Here is a 16,713-nt window from a genome sequence, read left to right as displayed (position 1 = left end):
CTACCCAAGCGTTGCCCTCTTAAGGGGCTCTTTAGGCCACTCATTTGAGTGGCCTTTTTTTTGCCACCATTGGTCAGCTTTTATCTCGTTTTGTGAAACCGAAAAGCTTATATTCGCTTGTATCCTGTTGAAAACAGACAGAATGGAGATTCGAATGAAAATAGGTGCGGCGATAGTAATGGCGATGGGCATGGTGGTTGCTGTGTCTTTGCTTGGTGTTCAGGTGTCTTCTGCCATGAACGATATGCAAACGTGGGATAGAGTAGTAACCGTAAAAGGATTGTCAGAGCGAGAATACATTGCTGATCAGGTTATTTGGCCTATTCAATTTGTCGACGCGGGCAATGACTTACCTCAACTGTATGAACATATTGAAAAGAATAGCCTTCAGGTAGCTAACTTTTTAGAAGAGAAGGGCATTTCAGCAGAAAGCATTACTATTGGAAAGCCAGAAATAAATGACAAATTGGCACAACAATATGGAAGTAGTGAAAAAGCGCCATTTCGCTACAGTGCCATTCAAACCGTTACTGTCTTTTCAAATGATGTTGAAAAGGTGCGAGCGCTTATGCAGCAAATTGGGGAGTTAATTAAAACTGGTATTGTATTATCAGACCAAAGCTACCGCGCTCAGCCCGACTATGTATTTACCCGCTTAAACGAAGTAAAGCCGGAAATGATTGAAGAAGCTACGCTCAATGCGAGAGAGGTTGCAGAAAAATTTGCCAAAGATTCAAAAAGTACGTTGGGCAAAATTAAGCGCGCTAATCAAGGGCAGTTCAGTATTTCTAGTCGCGATAGTCATCATCCACATATAAAGAAAGTGCGCGTGGTTTCTACTATCGAATACACACTTATCGACTAGCGCATCAGGCTTTCGAACATGGTGTAGCAGTCAACAGGCCGTATTTCGTGCTATGCTTTGTCATATCGAAAAAGCCTGCGAGTCGAATTGCTTAGTTTTAAAGCAGCGTGGCTTAGATGATTGGAATGCCTTACTGCTAATGTCTAGTGGCTAGATGTTGGAGTATGCGTTTTAATTTATATTGATAAAGCTAAAGCGTGGCCACTGTTGCTTGCTTGAAAATGCAGACCAAGTGGTATTCGTTTCACCTTTTGAAGGTTATGCCACTGACATGACGGAACAAAAATCACAATCCCAACAGCTGGAGTTTTTTGAAATTCCAAGCCCATGCATTGGTGTGTGTGAGTCAGGTCCAAGGGGGTTCTGTAAAGGGTGCTATCGAAGTCGCGACGAGCGCCTGTACTGGCTTAAGGTTGATGATGCAACTAAACGTAAAATAATCAGCGCCTGTGCTCGGCGCAAAAAAGCGGTGCTGATGCGCGCTCGCAAGCAACAGCAAAAAGAGCTGGGGGAATCAATTGGGCAGTTCACGCTGTTTGATGATCCGCCAAGTTCAGAATAAGCGGCCTTGAGTTTGTAAAAAGTAGACTGAGAGTTTCTAGATGTCGTTAGATAAGTATGTTTCGTATGCCGCGAAATCATTTACGTTACCGGATATTTGCGTGCGCCTGCGTTCAACATTAGACGATCCCCGTTCCAGCGCCGAGGATATTGGCGAGCTTATAAGTGCTGATCCCTCTCTTACCGCGAAGGTACTAAGGCTGGCGAATAGCTCACTGTTTCGGTTTCCTTCTCAAGTAGAATCTGTTGCCAAAGCAATCAGTGTGATTGGAGGCGAAGCCCTGTATAACTTGGTAATTGCAGAAACTGCAAGCACAGCATTTAAACGCTTTGATACTAAGTTAATAAATTTAGACAAACATTGGTATGCATCAGTGTATTGCGGCATGGTGGCCAAAAGTCTTGCGATGAGACTTAACGTGCGCGGAGCAGAACGCTTCTTTGTAATGGGTATATTGCAAAACTTAAGTGAACTGGTCGTGGCCAAGAAAGAAACTAAACGCTATCAGTCATACCTGAATGCTGAGACGAACGGGTTACCGCACGTTAATCAGTTGGATCATTTCGGTTTTACGTTTGCTCAATGCAGCGGTATCATACTAGAAAATTGGCGCTTACCTATTGGGTTGTACTATCCGGTAACGTTCATGAATGATGAAGCTAAACATAAATCTGATGTAGATATCTGCGTCCTGTGTTTAGCAAATCGAATTACGGTAAGTCAGTTAAATAAAGAAAGTTACGCTGACATTGAACTTTTTACCCCTGAGATAGCCAATACAGTAAATCTCAACATGGAAGTGATAAGTAATTCAATTGAATACGCCGAACAAGAAACGGCAAAAATTGTGTCGCTTATTCACTGAGCTTTCGGTGCAACAACTCCGTTATTTTACTGATAATTAGCAAAATGTAGTAAAGCTCATCCAGAGGATTGGTATAACAAGCGTCGTACTAAGACGTAATCTAAAAACTATAAAGCTCAACGTAAATCAGATTATGTTCAAAAAAATCTTCCGGCCAAGCATTGTTGTTGGCATTGTTTGTTGCTGCGTGTGTGTGCACGCAAGTGCGAGGGATCTTATACAAACCCTCTATCACGCAGACTTCACGCCCGACACCGATGACGAAATTCCTCGTTTTACGCTAGACGGTGAACTAGGTGTACTTGTAAACACCGGAAACACCTCAGCTGCCAGCGTGAAAGCCGCGGTCAATGCGGACCATGAAACAGAAAATTGGAGCAGTATCTACTTCGCAGAGTTGCTCTATAAAGAAAGCGGTACGCCAACAACAGAGCGGGACATCAGCGCCCAGCGCTTTTTCACCAGCGCACAGTTCGACTATAAACTAATGACGCCTGGTCGCCGTCTTTTTATGTACGGTGATTACGAAGACGATCAATTTACCGGTTACGATCACCGTGCTTCGCTGGCAGCGGGCTGGTCTCAGCGCCTTTGGCGCAGTGAAGACAGTGAGTTTCGCTATAGCATTGGTCCTGGCTACAGTTTTATTGAAGCTGAAGAAGATAATGAAAGCGTAGTCAACGATGGCATCATTGTAAGAGCGTCCGCCGAATACAAATACCACTGGAGCTCAGGCGCCAAGCTAAGGCAGTTTGTTAGCACTGAGGCGGGTGAAGAAAATATGAAATCACGGTCAGAAACTTCGCTTTCAGCCAACGTATTTGGTTCACTGGCGATGAAGCTATCCTTCATACTAAACCATGAAACAGACACCGCAGAAGATGTCGCAGCCTTAAGTACAGAGACCTCCGTGGCGCTGGTCTATCAGTTTTTTTAGTCAATTAGTGTAAATTAACGGGTTATCTTTGGCTTTTTACCGTGTTCGCATTGACTGAGAGCTTTGAAAATGTACACTGCGCACCATTGTTTGTAGTGCTTGCTGTCTCGCGGCACTGTCTAGCAGATCTCTTTTAAAACTCGTGTTGTGCCGCCTTGCAGTTCAAAAGGTATCGAGTACAACGAATGGACCGATAATCAATAGGATTGTTCAATGAAAAAGCAAGTGCTTGCATCTTTAGTTGCAATTTCTCTTTCTTCAGCCGCTTTCGCTCAAGACGATGAAGTTAAGCCTTTTACAATGGAAGGCGAACTAGGTTTTATTTCGACTTCAGGTAACACTGAAACCACGTCAATCAGTGCGGGTATACAGGCTCACCAAGAGCTTGAAAAATGGAGTAACGACTACGTTTTAAAAGGTCTGTACAAACAGGAAACTGTTCAACAAGAAAATGATGCAGGCGAGCAAGAAGATATCGAGTTTACTTCTGCACAGAAGTTCTTTGGTTCAGCCCAGGGTAACTACAAACTAGAAAATCCTGATAACCGTTTATTCGGCTTCGCTTCATATGAAGACGACCGCTTTAGTAACTTTAATTACCAATCAACTATTGCGGCGGGTTGGAACCAAAAAGTACTTGAGAACAAGCGCCACACCCTTGAATATTCAATCGGTCCTGGTTACTCATTCATCGAAACTCAGGATGGCGAAGATCTTGACAGCGTAATCGTTCGTGCGTCATCAGCTTATTCTTGGAAAATTTCTGATACCGCTAAATTTACGCAAACAGTGAGTACCGAAGTGGGTTCTGACAACACGAAATCTCGTGCTGAGTCTGCACTTACAGCTACAATCAGCGGTAACCTTTCAATGCGTCTTTCTTTTAAGCTTGACCACAACACCAATGTTGAAGACGACGTTGAAAAACTAGACACAGAAACAGCAGTTAGCTTAGTTTACAACTTCTTCTAAGCCGACCTTATTTGCTCAGCGCACCGAAGTAGGGCTGGGCACTTCAACGCATTGAAGTAAAATCACAGGCATAAAAAAACGCTGCACATTGTGCAGCGTTTTTTATTTAGTCTTAAAACAACTCTTCTTAGTGAAGAATACGTGTCTTAATTGTGCCGTCAATTTGCTGAAGCTCTGCAAGTGCTTCGTAACCACGGTCTTCTTTAACATCCACTACTACATAACCAATTTCTGCGTTAGTTTGTAGGTACTGGGCTTCGATGTTGATGCCTTTTTCTGCAAACGCTTGGTTAATCTGAGTAAGAATACCTGGCTGGTTTTTGTGTACGTGAAGTAGGCGTGAACGACCAGTATGCTCTGGCAGTGACACTTCAGGGAAGTTAACGGCTGATAGCGTTGAACCGTTGTCGCTGTACTTGGCGAGTTTACCCGCCACTTCAATACCAATATTTTCTTGCGCTTCTTGCGTGCTGCCGCCCACATGCGGGGTCAGAATGACATTATCGAACGCGCGAAGCGGCGACTCGAATTCTTCAGTATTAGATTTAGGCTCAACCGGGAATACATCAATAGCAGCGCCGTTTAGTTGGCCGCTTTCCAATGCCTTCGCAAGCGCATCGATATCTACCACAGTACCGCGAGACGCGTTAATCAAAATGCTGCCTTTCTTCATTTGAGACAGCTCTTTTTCACCAATCATATCTTGAGTTTGTGGTGTTTCAGGAACGTGAAGTGAAACAACGTCAGAGGTATTAAGCAGCTTTTCAAGCGATTTTACTTGGGCAGAATTACCTAGCACAAGCTTGTCTTCGATATCGAAAAAGTGAACGCGCATACCTAGGTGTTCAGCAAGAATACTCAGCTGTGTGCCTATATGACCATAACCAATGATACCAAGTGTCTTACCACGGGCTTCATATGAGCCGACTGCCGTTTTTTCCCACTCACCGCGGTGAGCCTTGGCATTTTTACTCGGCACCTGGCGAAGTAAAAGGATAATTTGGCCAAGTACAAGTTCTGCAACCGAACGAGTGTTGGAAAATGGCGCGTTAAACACGGGAATGCCGCGGCGTTGGGTGGCTTCAAGATCAACTTGGTTGGTGCCAATACAGAAACAACCGATAGCCACAAGCTTTTGTGCTGCTTCAACTACCTTCTCTGTAATTTGAGTGCGCGAGCGAATACCAACAAAGTGGGCGTCTTTAATTTTCTCAATTAACTCGTCTTCAGGCAGAGAGGTCTTGAGAAATTCAATATTGCTATACCCATTGCTTTTTAGTGTCTCCAAAGCACTTTGGTGAACACCTTCCAACAACAAAATTCGGATCTTATCCTTCTCTAATGAAACTTTGCTCATGAACTCGCTATCTCTCACTGATGTAATTTTGGTTTGCTTGCACCGCCAATCCAAGGCTCTCAGAAACCTGCCAGTATGAAACACAAAGCTGTGTATAACCTGCGCTGCAACGACATCGCTTTGCAGCTCTGAAAGCCTTGCTTGGGCGTTATTGCTACCAAGCTTTTATAATCACGTTGACTGCTTTCGTTATTAAGGAATTGGCCTTAACTAACGTAAAAGTTGAGACGCTTAGTGAACTTCTTTTAAGGACATCTAGACGTCTAAACGGAAACTAACAGAAAACGCATTAAGTTGAAAGTAGTATTTTGTATAGCTTTTCACCGCACTATACGTCTTACTCAGTTATCACTTAAAGGTTTCAACACCACTATCTGTAGCACTTAGCACTATGTCCGCGCCTCGTAGTGCGAAAATACCGTTCGTTACCACACCAGGAATATTATTTATTTTTTGTTCTAGCTCACGAGGATTCAGAATCTCAAGGTTGTGAACATCTAAAATAACGTTGCCGTTATCGGTGACAACACCTTGTCTATATTCAGGATCGCCACCAAGTTTTACTAGCTCTCGTGCTACGAAAGAACGAGCCATGGGAATAACTTCAACGGGAAGGGGGAACGAGCCCAACACAGGAACGCGCTTGCTTTCATCAACAATACACACAAACGTGGTCGCCGCACCGGCTACAATTTTCTCGCGAGTGAGTGCTGCGCCTCCGCCTTTAATCATATGCTTGTGTTCGGTCACTTCATCGGCACCGTCGATATAAACCGATAGATTGCTGACTTCGTTTAACTCGAATACCTCAATGCCTAAGGCTTTTAAACGCTCGGTAGAGGCTTCTGAACTTGATACTGCACCTTCAATTTTGTGTTTAATTTTACCGAGTTCTTCAATAAAGAAATTTACGGTAGAACCTGTACCCACACCGACAATGCTGTCTGCTTCAACATATTCGATGGCTGCTTTGGCTACGGCTTGTTTTTTTGCGTTCTGATCCATGGTCATTCTCCGACTTATTGTGTTCGCAAGTGTAACTTATAAGCGCACGTGAACCCACAAGTTCGTATGTTCAATTTGTTATAATGACTATCACGGTTTAGTGAATTGCAGTGTGCGCGAGGGCGTCACGATGGCATCAAGGGGGACATCCCATGGTGCAATGGGCAGAGCATCTACTTCTTGAATGTCGTGGGCAATACCCACTAACTTGGGCGTTTTGCTAACCGAAAATGAATGTGAATCTGGCGCGCATTGGGTAAAACTCAAAGTTCGGTCGTAGTAGCCGCCCCCCATACCCAGGCGATTGCCGTTTACATCAAACCCTACAAGCGGCATAAGAATAACGTCACATTGCCTAACAGGAACGACGTTTTCACACGACAATACTGGCTCTTCAATGTTGTACTTATTCTTCACCAATTGAGAGTGCTGGGCATAAGACAAAAATAACAAATGTCCTTTACATACAGGGTGTAATACAGGTAGAGCGAATTTTTTATCATGTGAAGACTGCCAAATAGACTCGATAAAATAGGTTAAATTGACCTCGCCATCGTTAACCAAATATCCGGCTATGGTCGTGCTGTTATCAAGAAAGGGCAGTGTACGTAGTCGTGAAGCAATGCGCTTAGCGGCGTCCGTATGTTGCTGGTTAGTTAACCCTCGGCGTGCCTCGCGAAGCTTTTTTCTAAGCTGAGCGCGGGCCTGTATGTCTTCTATAGAAACGCTTGTTTGTATGGATTGCGACGGCGCAATATGCGTTGGTTTCATTGCTAAAGCTGGTGCTGAAGCCGTTTCCGTTGAATTAACCTTGTTAGACGTCAACGATCTAGAAGTACCGCTTCCTGAAGATGAGGGGGACATGGTAGAGGAGTGCTCCTGTCTTACAATTGAGTTAGCTTATACTACCACGGCTGTTAAAAATGGCTTGTTGGGCTAGGTAAAGATGACTCAAGTAAAATCACTTTGGTAAAACTACTTAGACAAAACTATTTAGATAAAGCTACTTAAATAAAACAAATAGAATCATTGGTCTGGATGCCCTAAATAGTGATTGAGCACACGCACCAATTCACTACTATCTATGGGTTTAGTGAGTACGTCATCAAGACCTTGTTCTCGCAAATATTCAGGCTGGGTAATGACATCGGCCGTCAATGCAACAATAGGCAAGTTTGGCTTAAACCCCTTTATTTTTACTGTTGCTTCATCGCCTTGAATACCTGGTAAATTAAGGTCCATAAGAACTAAGTCGACGGGATTAGACTTGGCGTATTCAACGCCTTCCTCGCCAGTGCTTACCACAGAAAGCGACACGCCCAGTTTTTCAAACAAAGTTTGAATAACCACTTGGTTTATATAGTGGTCTTCAACTACCAATACATTTACTGAGTTATCCATGTTTACTTGGGCAACAAAGTTGCGCGGTTGTGCCTCAACGAACTGGTCTGCGCTTAGGGCGTCGGCAGGTAAGGTCACACTTATTCGGGTACCGTGATTCAATTTACTACTAACTTTAATAGACCCGTCCATGAGCTCAATAAGGCGCTTCGATATATTCAAGCCTAAGCCAGTTCCACTTATCTGATGGGCGTTTTCCATTCGCTCGAAAGGTGTAAAAAGCCGCTTTTGATCGTCATCGCTCATACCAATGCCTTGATCAATGACATTAAATATTACCTTGCCGCTTTTGTATTTCACCTGCGCTTTTACAGACTTACCTTTATTGGTAAATTTAATCGCATTCGACAGCAAATTTAGCGCAACTTGACCAAACTTAGTGTCGTCGAAAAACAAAGAGTCTGGTACTGAATCGTCGATACTTGTACTAAATACAATGCCGCTGTCTTCAGCGCGTATTTTTGTGAGCGAAAACAAGTGAGTGAAAAAATCTTTAGTGTTTACTGCACGGGGCATCACGCGCATCTTGCCAGCTTCTATCTGCTTTATATCTAAAACAGAATTTACAATTTCCAACAGCCGTTCACCGCTTTGGCTTACATGAGAAAGCGGGGTGGTAAATGACGAAGGTAAATTTAACTTTTGTGCTTCGCCTTCAAGCAACTGACTAAACGTATTTATAGCATTAAGCGGTGTTCTAATTTCGTGGCTTACGTAAGAAAGAAAGTCAGACTTGAATTGACTGGTGCGCTCAAGCTCACGGTTTTTGCGCTTTAGTTCTAAATGTGCCACCACCGACTTACTTAGTGTTTGAAGTGACGCTTTTTGTGTTTCGGTCAGCTTACGTGGTTTGCAATCAATGGCGCACAGCGTGCCAATTGCATGGCCAGACGGGGTAATCAGTGGTGCGCCGGCGTAAAACCGAATATCAGGCGCGCCAGTCACCAGAGGGTTATCGTGAAACCGGGGGTCTAACGTAGCGTTAGGTATTTCAAACACATCGCTTTGCAAAATAGCATGTGAGCAAAACGCGATATCTCGTGATGTTTCTTCTGCGTCTAAACCTACCCGTGATTTAAACCATTGGCGGTTTGGATCAACGAGGCTGATAAGCGCAATAGGGGTTTCACAAATTTGAGAGGCCAGGGCTGTAAGGTCATCAAAGAGTTGTTCAGCTTCAGTATCAAGTACGTCGTAGCTGAGCAGTTCGGCAAGACGTTCATCTTCATTTAGAGGGAGGGGCGCCGCTTTCATAACCGTTAAGTTTAAACCTAGCTTTAAATAAAAAAGGGACTGTGTATTAACAATCCCTTAACCATATCATAGAGCGTAGGTGTCTATGAATAGTTGTTCCAGCTTTTTGTGGTCAACTTTAGTCGCTACCTTTATGGTATTTGCTTCATTCCATAGTGGACTCGGTGTTGTACCTTTAGGCGCAACTACGGTTTGCCCTCTATCTAGTGTCCCTGTTCCAACGCGTACGTGACCTTCAGTCAGTTCAAATAGCTCAGGGTGACGAAGGTGGGCAATCGGGAAGGCATCGTGGAAGAAACACACGCGATCTTCACGGTTTTGCGAGTAGAAATCCATGTAAAACTGAGCGCTTTCTTTCACAAAACCACCAAGGGTATTGTTTTTCTCTTCAAGCTTTTCAACAAAGGCTGGCGAGAACGGCGTGAAGTTTGTTACGTCCAAACCAAACATGGAAAGTTCCCAGTCTGCTGCGAAAACGATTTCTGCAGCATGTGCATCGTTCCAAATGTTCGCTTCAGCTACCGGCGTAACGTTACCTGGTACAAACGCTGCACCACCCATTATGCTAACGCCTTTTACCAACTTAGGAAGTTCTGGCTCAAGACGAAGTGCAAGGGCCAAGTTACCTAGTGGACCAATAGCAACAATGGTGACTTCACCAGGGTACTTACGTGCCATATCAACGATAAACTGCGCAGAACTGCGTGGGTCAAGCTCGGTTTTAGGCGCTTCAGGTTTAATATGACCGAAGCCGTGCTCACCGTGTACGAAGTGTGCGTACGTTGACTCTGGGCCAACCCATGGCATGCCAACACCTTTAGTTACAGGAATATCTTTACCTGCAATCTCGCAAAGCGTCAGTGCGTTTTGCGCTGCCATTGTTACTGGAACGTTACCGTAAACGGTCGTTAAGCCAAGTACTTCAATGTCTGGAGACTGAAAGGCGAAAAAGATCGCCATTGCATCATCAATCCCCGGATCCGTATCTAATATGATCTTATGTGCCATCAATTTATCTCAGTGCGTCTTGCTAGTTGGCGTGTTTCGCTAAGAAACGATCCACTTCTTTTTGTGTTGGAATACTCTGCGCTGCGCCCTCGCGTGTTACCGCAATGGCTGAAGCTGCACACCCGCGACGCAATGCTTGTTTAGCATCGGTGTGGTTGCTGTATGCAGACAGGAAATAACCGATAAAGGTGTCACCAGCTGCGGTGGTATCTACCGCGTCTACAGAGAATGCTTTTACTTCTACAACATCGTTTTTGCGCAGCATCATTACACCCGCTTTACCCAGTGTAATAATAACTTCGCTGTGTGACCACTGCTCTTTGAACGCTGTCACAATATCTTCAAGTTCTTCTTTACCGGTAATCGCAGCAGCTTCGGTTTCATTTACAATAAGTAAATCTACACAGTCTAACGGAAGCTGTTTAACCGACTCGCTCATAGGCGCTGGGTTAAAAGCTACTTTAAGCTGCTTTTCTTTTGCTTGACGAAGTACTTCTTCAATGCTGCTTGTTTCATTTTGGGTTAATACCCAATCTGAAGGACGCGTATCGTCTAGCGCCTGCATTACTGTTTTCGCAGTAATGGTTTGGTTAGCACCACCAAATAATACTATGGCGTTCTCACCGCTTGGCGTAACTTGAATAATCGCGTGGCCTGAAGGGACTTCTGAACACTTCACACCGCGGCAGTCAACACCTTTTTTGATAAGGTCTTGTTTGAATGATGCGTCGTTTTCGTGAATGCTACCGACGTGTCGTACGTCTGCACCTGCTTGCGCTAAAGCAATAGACTGGTTTGCACCCTTACCACCTAATAAGGTTTGGTAATGGGTAGAGGCCAACGTCTCACCAGGTTGCACAAAGTGTTCTACCTGATAAACGTGGTCAATATTTATAGAGCCAAAATTTATTATTGCCATTTCTTCTTCCGTCGAAAGAGGGCGCTTCCCAGAATGCCGCTGTCCATGTTTCGCCCGTGAACCGAAAAGTTCAGGGCGGAAGTATCACAATTGCCGTAGGCTTCTCGATACGCGTCGAGCTTGCACAATAGCAGCTGTTTCAACTTCCTTGGTTTAAAGCATCGGCCAGGGACATGAATGAACTAGCAAACATCCCAGGAAACATTGTTGTTGTATTAACGCAACAGGGTATAACAAACGCGAGATCCAGTGAAGAGGATCAGCTAAGGCGCTTTATAACTATTTTGCGTGGTGATTATAAAAGCGGTAAAAAAATACTATTTTCTTGACCAATTGGTCAGCAATTATACACGCATATAAAAGAAGCTCAATAATAACCAACAAGCAAATGCTGGTATTAAACGCTAATGAACACTGTCATGCTGTTGCGAGAGGAATTCCATATCCAACAACCACGATCTTAGATGAAATCTGACGATGTTGCTAGCGGTCCAGCAACGAATTTAGCTAAATCACCGCGAATTAAACACTGTTTGAACAGTGAGTAAACAACGATTAAGCACCATCGTTTAAAGTGTGTACGACACAGTGTTATTAGACCCTGAATGTACCTTTGCCGTTTGTTCAAAGTTAGAGCAGTGGCAGGGCAAAAGGAGGCGTTACACATTGATATTTGCTAGTATTAACTCCATCAAGAGATGACAGTGACGTAAGTCGCCGCCAAAATAGACGGTAATTAACCGCTATATAAAAGTGGCGCCTGTATCTCAAACTATTCAAAACAAAAGAGAACAATTCGTGGAAAAACAGCTCGATTACGATAGCGTAAGTAATAAATTGTCTCAGCAAGGCGTAATTGTTGACGCTGCAGAAGTGCATGGCATTCTTTGCGGTATGCTTTGTGGTGGCATGTCGCTTACCGACCAAAAGTGGCTAGAAGCGTTAAGTGAAACCATTAATCAGGGTGATGCGTTTAGCGACCCTACTAAGCACCTTTTGAATAACCTTTTCAATCAAACCTGTCAGCAGCTTCTTGAGCCAGAATTTGCGCTCAATTTGTTACTTCCTGACGACCAAGCTCCGATAAATGACCGCGGAGCTGCACTGATTAATTGGGTGCAAGGTTTTATGCTTGGGTTTGGTCTACACCAGCAAGACCTTATGCAATGTTCTGATGACGTAAAAGAAGCACTTGAAGACTTTTCAGATATTTCACGTATGGAAGAGCCAATGGACGCGGATGAAGAGTCTGAAAAGGCGCTGTTAGAGGTTGAAGAATATGTGAAAATTTCAGCAATTTTATGCTTCAGCGAACTGGGTCAATCTCTTCTAGATGATCAACAAGACACGCCATCCGTACACTAGTAATTAACTGAAGATATTAAAAGTGGCCGTAAGTCGCCATTCGTTTTAACGAGATTTTTTTAGGGTTTTCTCTTTTATGATTAGTGCGCAAGAGTTTATCGCTAGGCAAGACCGACTGCTTGCACAGTGCGAGCCGAATAGTGTGTGTATTGTGCCAGCAGCAGGTATGGTAACCCGAAGTCGCGATACCGAATATACGTTCAGGCAAGATAGCGACTTTTGGTATCTGACAGGATTTGAAGAGCCTAATGCTTGGTTGATATTGTCTAACCACCCTCGTTACGGTGAAAGTTATCGTGCAATGGTGGTACAAGAGAAAGACAAAAGTGCAGAAATTTGGCACGGCAAACGCTTAGGGGCTGAAGCTGCACTTGCCCGATTTAGTCTAGATGAAGCGTTTGAGTTGCAAGAACTTGAAGAAGCGCTGTTAGCGTCAATTCAAGGTCAGGACAATGTGTACTTTTCGTTGGGTCACAAGAAAGACAATGACCTGTTATTTTCTGAGGCACTAAACACCTTGCGCGATGCGCCTAAAGAATCACTGGCACCAAGGGCGATTCACGACTTACAGCCTATTTTACACGAAATGCGTTTATTCAAATCAGCGTGTGAAGTGGCCATGATGAAAGCGGCGGGTGAGATAAGCGCACGTGCGCACAAGCGAGCTATGCAGTTCGCCGCGCCTGGTTGTTACGAGTACCAGCTAGAAGCTGAAATTCACCATGAATTTGCGATGGCGGGAGCCCGTTCACCTGCTTATAGCACTATTGTTGGAAGCGGCGACAATGCGTGTATTTTGCATTACACGCAAAATAACGCGCAGGTAAATGACGGTGACTTGATCTTGATCGATGCAGGTGCTGAATATCAAGGTTATGCTGCGGATATCACGCGAACGTTTCCTGCAAATGGAAAGTTCACGCATGCTCAGCGCGAAATTTACACCGTTGTATTAAAAGCGCAAAAAAGCGTGCTAGATATGTTAGCGCCTGGCGTTACTCTGTCACAAGCCATGTTACATAGCGTAGAAATTATTACTCAAGGTTTAGTTGACCTTGGCGTTCTTGAAGGTAGTGTGGCACAAAACCTTGAAAATGAAACGTGGCGTCAGTTTTACATGCATGGTTTAGGGCACTATTTAGGTCTAGATGTGCATGATGTAGGCAACTACAAAATTGACGGTGAAGACCGTCCGTTAAAGCCTGGCATGGTGATCACTGTTGAGCCCGGCATTTACATTAGCCAAGACAGCAACGTGCCGGAAAAATACAAAGGCATTGGTGTAAGAATTGAAGATGATGTGGTGATTACTGCGACGGGTGTCGATATTCTTACCGCAGATGTGCCAAAAGACATTGATGAGATTGAAGCACTTATGGCTGAAAGCAGAGCCTAGTTGTCAAAATTTGCTAGGTTTACCAAGGTTTGAAAAACTGCGATAAGTGTGAAATACGGAACTTTGGTTCAAGTTACCGGTTTAAACTACCAGTTTAAATTACGCTAAAAACTAGCCTTTAATATAAAGAAAAAAATCTCAGAATTAACGCTTTTAATAATTAGAGCCTCTGGACGACAGGAATATAAAAACAGTGGAATCGGCAGCAGCGGTTGATGTAGTAATTATTGGTGGTGGTATTGTCGGTACTGTATTAGCCAAAGCACTCGCAGAGAAAGTATTTCCTGCAAACAGCTCTGGCTTATCTGTCACCCTAATTGATGCGGCTGACCCAGAGCAAACCAGTAAAAGCTTAGTCGACTTTAACCCTTTTACCGACACCCGAGTGATTGCCTTGGCAAGACGTACTGTTGAAGAACTGTCTCACATGGGGCTAAACCTTGATGATGTAGCTAAGCAGCACAACGGTGAGTTACCTCCTCAAATTAAGCATATTGAGGTTAGTGACAAAGGGCACTTGGGGCTATTAAACCTTCAAAGCAGTGACTACCACATTGACGCGTTTGGCCAGGTGGTGAGCTTAAGCGCACTAACGCGATTGGCGGCAGGTGCAACCTCAAGCTACCAATATATCGCACCTGCCAAGGTAACGAACGTAAAGCAGCAGTGCAATTATGTAGAGGTGCAGCTAGATAGTGGGCAATCGCTTACCACAAAGTTGCTGGTACTGGCCGATGGCGGTCGTTCAGGATTAGCTGACCAGGTGGGCATTACAAAAACAGTCAATGATTATCATCAAACGGCCATTGTCTTTAACGTTCACACTCAGCTCCCTCATGAAAACAGAGCTTACGAGCGTTTCACCCAAAATGGCCCGTTAGCGTTCCTGCCTTTCGACAGTGAAATCGATGATATCAAGGCTAGTGGAAACGGCTTTTCAGTTGTATGGACTGTAGATACTGACGCCGCAAAGTCGTTAATGGCATTAAATCAACGCGCATTTATCAAGGCCCTACAGGAAGCATTTGGCTATCGACAGGGCAAAGTACTGAGAGTCAGTGAGTTGGCAAGTTACCCGTTAGCGCTTACTAAAGCCCAGCAAGTTGCTAGTCATCGCACAGTGGTGGTAGGCAATGCGGCACAGGCGCTACATCCTATTGCAGGGCAAGGCTTCAATCTAGGCTTACGCGACTTAAGTACTTTAGTGTCTGTGCTGCAAGTGTCAGCGGAAAAGCACGGCGAGCATAATTCATATGAAGAGAAAAACGATACAATCGCATCCGCTAATTTCGATGCAGGCGCTTTTAGTATTACTCAGCATTACGCCAATTCGCGTAAGAATGACAGGGATAACACGATAGCCCTGACCGATACGCTAGTTCGCACCTTTTCAAACCAGTATTTTCCAACGGTAATTGGGCGCAATGTGTCGTTATTGGCATTAAGCATGATGCCCCAGGCGAAAAAAGCGTTTGTTAAACACACGACGGGCTATGGCGAAACACCACTAAGAAAAAGAGATAACAATGCAGCATGTTGATATAGCGATAGTGGGCGGCGGAATTGTAGGGCTTACCCTTGCAGCGGCGCTAAAAGAAAGCGAACTGAGCGTAGCCGTTATTGATAAGGCTTCATGTTATCAAGCACTTGAAGATAAGCCGACGGCAAGAGTGAGTGCCATAAACCAGGCGAATATTAAAGCGCTGCAGCAGTTTGACGTGTGGCCTCATTTACAGCAAGACCGCGCCAACCCTTACACCGACATGCATGTATGGGACAAAGATAGTTTTGGCGACATTCACTTTTCATGTGATGAAATGGGAAGCGATGCGCTTGGCGTGATTGTAGAGAATCAGGCATTGGTTAATGCACTGTCTAAATCTGTGGAAGCGCATCCTAATGTGCAGTTGATAATCGCGGGTATTGATAGAGTATTAGCTGGCCCAAATCAAACCATGCTGATGCTAGATAATGATGACGTACTAAGCTGCAGGTTGTTAGTAGGCGCCGATGGCGCAAATTCGTTTGTGAGAAAGCAGGCTGGCTTGCCTATTACTTTTAAAGACTACGAGCATACGGCGATTGTCGCTAATATCAAAACGGTAGAGCCGCATAGTAATGTGGCGAGACAAGCGTTCACACCCACAGGGCCGCTCGCGCTTCTGCCTATGTCTGAGCCAAATGTATGTTCAATTGTGTGGTCACAAACGCCAGAGCAAGCGAACTCACTAATGTCGTTGGACGACGCTGCATTCTGTAATGCGTTAACTGCGGCTAGCAATAGCGTTCTTGGCACTATAGCGCTAGAAACCGAGCGCGCCGCTTTTCCGCTAACCATGCGTTATGCACGCCAGTGGGCTAAAGACGGTGTGGTGCTGGTAGGCGATGCTGCGCATACCATTCACCCGCTCGCAGGACAGGGCGCTAACTTGGGAATGCAAGATGCACTCGCACTGGCGGAAACCCTAAACAACTTAAAAGTATCGAGCAAAGACATAGGTTTGTACAAACACTTACGCAGCTACGAACGAAGCCGTAAAACAGAAGCCATGAAAATGATTGCCGCAATGGACGGCTTTAAATTCTTATTCGACGGCGACGACCCCCTCAAAAAGTTGGTCAGAGGAATTGGTCTTTCAGCCACAGACAAACTTAGCACCATCAAAAACGCCTTCGTCAGCCACGCCATGGGCCTATAAATCCAAAAAAATGGGGTCAGAGTCTGAGGTATCCCCACAAATAATATTGCGATATCAATAAGATAAAAAAGATAGGAACATTCATGACGTTTGGTGATCAGATCAATC

The 16,713-nt window shown here is 44.6% G+C and carries 15 protein-coding genes and 1 other RNA gene; 9 read left to right on the top strand and 7 right to left on the bottom strand.

Features of this window, described 5'->3' with window-relative positions; genetic code table 11:
• The first annotated feature begins 154 nt into the window (after positions 1-154).
• The 5 genes from MHN09_RS04280 (at position 155) to MHN09_RS04260 (ending at position 4,201) form a co-directional block, all read left to right on the top strand.
• Entirely contained in the window at positions 155-865 is a 711-nt protein-coding gene (locus MHN09_RS04280) for an SIMPL domain-containing protein (protein ID WP_014950391.1), read from the top strand.
• 271 nt (positions 866-1,136) lie between these two features.
• A complete protein-coding gene (locus MHN09_RS04275) occupies positions 1,137-1,427 on the top strand; it encodes a DUF1289 domain-containing protein (protein ID WP_041693829.1) in 291 nt (96 codons plus the stop codon).
• A gap of 40 nt (positions 1,428-1,467) precedes the next feature.
• Positions 1,468-2,292 carry an HDOD domain-containing protein gene (locus MHN09_RS04270; RefSeq protein ID WP_239239298.1) on the top strand — a complete coding sequence of 275 codons (825 nt, stop codon included), beginning with the start codon at positions 1,468-1,470 and terminating at the stop codon, positions 2,290-2,292.
• A 133-nt stretch (positions 2,293-2,425) separates the two neighbouring features.
• The gene (locus tag MHN09_RS04265) at positions 2,426-3,229 is read left to right on the top strand and encodes a DUF481 domain-containing protein (RefSeq protein WP_014950388.1); all 804 of its coding nucleotides are present in this window, start codon (positions 2,426-2,428) and stop codon (positions 3,227-3,229) included.
• Positions 3,230-3,442: 213 nt separating this feature from the next.
• Positions 3,443-4,201: a DUF481 domain-containing protein gene (locus MHN09_RS04260; protein ID WP_239239296.1), complete on the top strand. Its 759-nt coding sequence runs from the start codon at positions 3,443-3,445 to the stop codon at positions 4,199-4,201.
• Positions 4,202-4,328: 127 nt separating this feature from the next.
• On the opposite strand, the gene serA is transcribed toward MHN09_RS04260, so the two are convergent.
• The 7 genes from serA to ssrS form a co-directional block, all read right to left on the bottom strand.
• The gene (gene serA, locus MHN09_RS04255) at positions 4,329-5,558 is read right to left on the bottom strand and encodes a phosphoglycerate dehydrogenase (protein ID WP_239239294.1); all 1,230 of its coding nucleotides are present in this window, start codon (positions 5,556-5,558) and stop codon (positions 4,329-4,331) included.
• Positions 5,559-5,906: 348 nt separating this feature from the next.
• Entirely contained in the window at positions 5,907-6,563 is a 657-nt protein-coding gene (gene rpiA, locus MHN09_RS04250; RefSeq protein WP_014950385.1) for a ribose-5-phosphate isomerase RpiA, read from the bottom strand.
• 90 nt (positions 6,564-6,653) lie between these two features.
• Positions 6,654-7,427 (bottom strand): 5-formyltetrahydrofolate cyclo-ligase, encoded by a 774-nt coding sequence (locus MHN09_RS04245; protein WP_239239291.1) that lies wholly within the window; start codon positions 7,425-7,427, stop codon positions 6,654-6,656.
• 162 nt (positions 7,428-7,589) lie between these two features.
• Positions 7,590-9,218, bottom strand: coding sequence for an ATP-binding protein (locus MHN09_RS04240; RefSeq protein ID WP_275446422.1), 1,629 nt, complete (start codon positions 9,216-9,218; stop codon positions 7,590-7,592).
• Positions 9,219-9,284: 66 nt separating this feature from the next.
• The gene (locus MHN09_RS04230; protein ID WP_061095682.1) at positions 9,285-10,226 is read right to left on the bottom strand and encodes a nucleoside hydrolase; all 942 of its coding nucleotides are present in this window, start codon (positions 10,224-10,226) and stop codon (positions 9,285-9,287) included.
• A 22-nt stretch (positions 10,227-10,248) separates the two neighbouring features.
• Positions 10,249-11,145, bottom strand: coding sequence for a ribokinase (locus MHN09_RS04225; protein WP_239239289.1), 897 nt, complete (start codon positions 11,143-11,145; stop codon positions 10,249-10,251).
• Between the two features lie 21 nt (positions 11,146-11,166).
• Positions 11,167-11,349, bottom strand: a non-coding RNA gene (ssrS, locus tag MHN09_RS04220) — 6S RNA.
• A gap of 594 nt (positions 11,350-11,943) precedes the next feature.
• Between ssrS and MHN09_RS04215 the strand changes: the two genes are divergently transcribed.
• The 4 genes from MHN09_RS04215 to MHN09_RS04200 all read left to right on the top strand — a co-directional run bounded on the left by MHN09_RS04215 (position 11,944) and on the right by MHN09_RS04200 (position 16,605).
• The gene (locus tag MHN09_RS04215) at positions 11,944-12,510 is read left to right on the top strand and encodes a UPF0149 family protein (RefSeq protein ID WP_239239287.1); all 567 of its coding nucleotides are present in this window, start codon (positions 11,944-11,946) and stop codon (positions 12,508-12,510) included.
• A gap of 76 nt (positions 12,511-12,586) precedes the next feature.
• Positions 12,587-13,906 carry a Xaa-Pro aminopeptidase gene (gene pepP, locus MHN09_RS04210; RefSeq protein ID WP_168462682.1) on the top strand — a complete coding sequence of 440 codons (1,320 nt, stop codon included), beginning with the start codon at positions 12,587-12,589 and terminating at the stop codon, positions 13,904-13,906.
• 193 nt (positions 13,907-14,099) lie between these two features.
• Positions 14,100-15,446 carry an FAD-dependent monooxygenase gene (locus MHN09_RS04205; protein ID WP_168462683.1) on the top strand — a complete coding sequence of 449 codons (1,347 nt, stop codon included), beginning with the start codon at positions 14,100-14,102 and terminating at the stop codon, positions 15,444-15,446.
• On the top strand, positions 15,433-16,605 hold the full coding sequence (locus tag MHN09_RS04200) for an FAD-dependent monooxygenase (protein WP_239239286.1): 1,173 nt from the start codon (positions 15,433-15,435) through the stop codon (positions 16,603-16,605). Before MHN09_RS04205 ends, MHN09_RS04200 begins: the two co-directional genes overlap by 14 nt.
• The last annotated feature ends 108 nt before the right edge of the window (positions 16,606-16,713 follow it).

Source organism: Alteromonas sp. MmMcT2-5 (assembly GCF_022348315.1).
Taxonomy (GTDB): Bacteria; Pseudomonadota; Gammaproteobacteria; order Enterobacterales; family Alteromonadaceae; genus Alteromonas; species Alteromonas macleodii.
Note: the sequence above shows the minus strand (reverse complement) of the source record. Positions and strands in the feature narration are given on the sequence as shown.

Excerpts from the sequence above, each read along its gene's own strand:
- MHN09_RS04275 (WP_041693829.1), top strand. The coding sequence starts at position 1,137 with ATGACGGAACAAAAATCACAATCCCAACAGCTGGAGTTTTTTGAAATT.
- MHN09_RS04245 (WP_239239291.1), bottom strand. The coding sequence starts at position 7,427 with ATGTCCCCCTCATCTTCAGGAAGCGGTACTTCTAGATCGTTGACGTCT.
- MHN09_RS04265 (WP_014950388.1), top strand. The coding sequence starts at position 2,426 with ATGTTCAAAAAAATCTTCCGGCCAAGCATTGTTGTTGGCATTGTTTGT.
- MHN09_RS04270 (WP_239239298.1), top strand. The coding sequence starts at position 1,468 with ATGTCGTTAGATAAGTATGTTTCGTATGCCGCGAAATCATTTACGTTA.
- pepP (WP_168462682.1), top strand. The coding sequence starts at position 12,587 with ATGATTAGTGCGCAAGAGTTTATCGCTAGGCAAGACCGACTGCTTGCA.
- rpiA (WP_014950385.1), bottom strand. The coding sequence starts at position 6,563 with ATGGATCAGAACGCAAAAAAACAAGCCGTAGCCAAAGCAGCCATCGAA.
- MHN09_RS04260 (WP_239239296.1), top strand. The coding sequence starts at position 3,443 with ATGAAAAAGCAAGTGCTTGCATCTTTAGTTGCAATTTCTCTTTCTTCA.
- serA (WP_239239294.1), bottom strand. The coding sequence starts at position 5,558 with ATGAGCAAAGTTTCATTAGAGAAGGATAAGATCCGAATTTTGTTGTTG.
- MHN09_RS04280 (WP_014950391.1), top strand. The coding sequence starts at position 155 with ATGAAAATAGGTGCGGCGATAGTAATGGCGATGGGCATGGTGGTTGCT.
- MHN09_RS04230 (WP_061095682.1), bottom strand. The coding sequence starts at position 10,226 with ATGGCACATAAGATCATATTAGATACGGATCCGGGGATTGATGATGCA.
- MHN09_RS04225 (WP_239239289.1), bottom strand. The coding sequence starts at position 11,145 with ATGGCAATAATAAATTTTGGCTCTATAAATATTGACCACGTTTATCAG.
- MHN09_RS04240 (WP_275446422.1), bottom strand. The coding sequence starts at position 9,218 with ATGAAAGCGGCGCCCCTCCCTCTAAATGAAGATGAACGTCTTGCCGAA.
- MHN09_RS04200 (WP_239239286.1), top strand. The coding sequence starts at position 15,433 with ATGCAGCATGTTGATATAGCGATAGTGGGCGGCGGAATTGTAGGGCTT.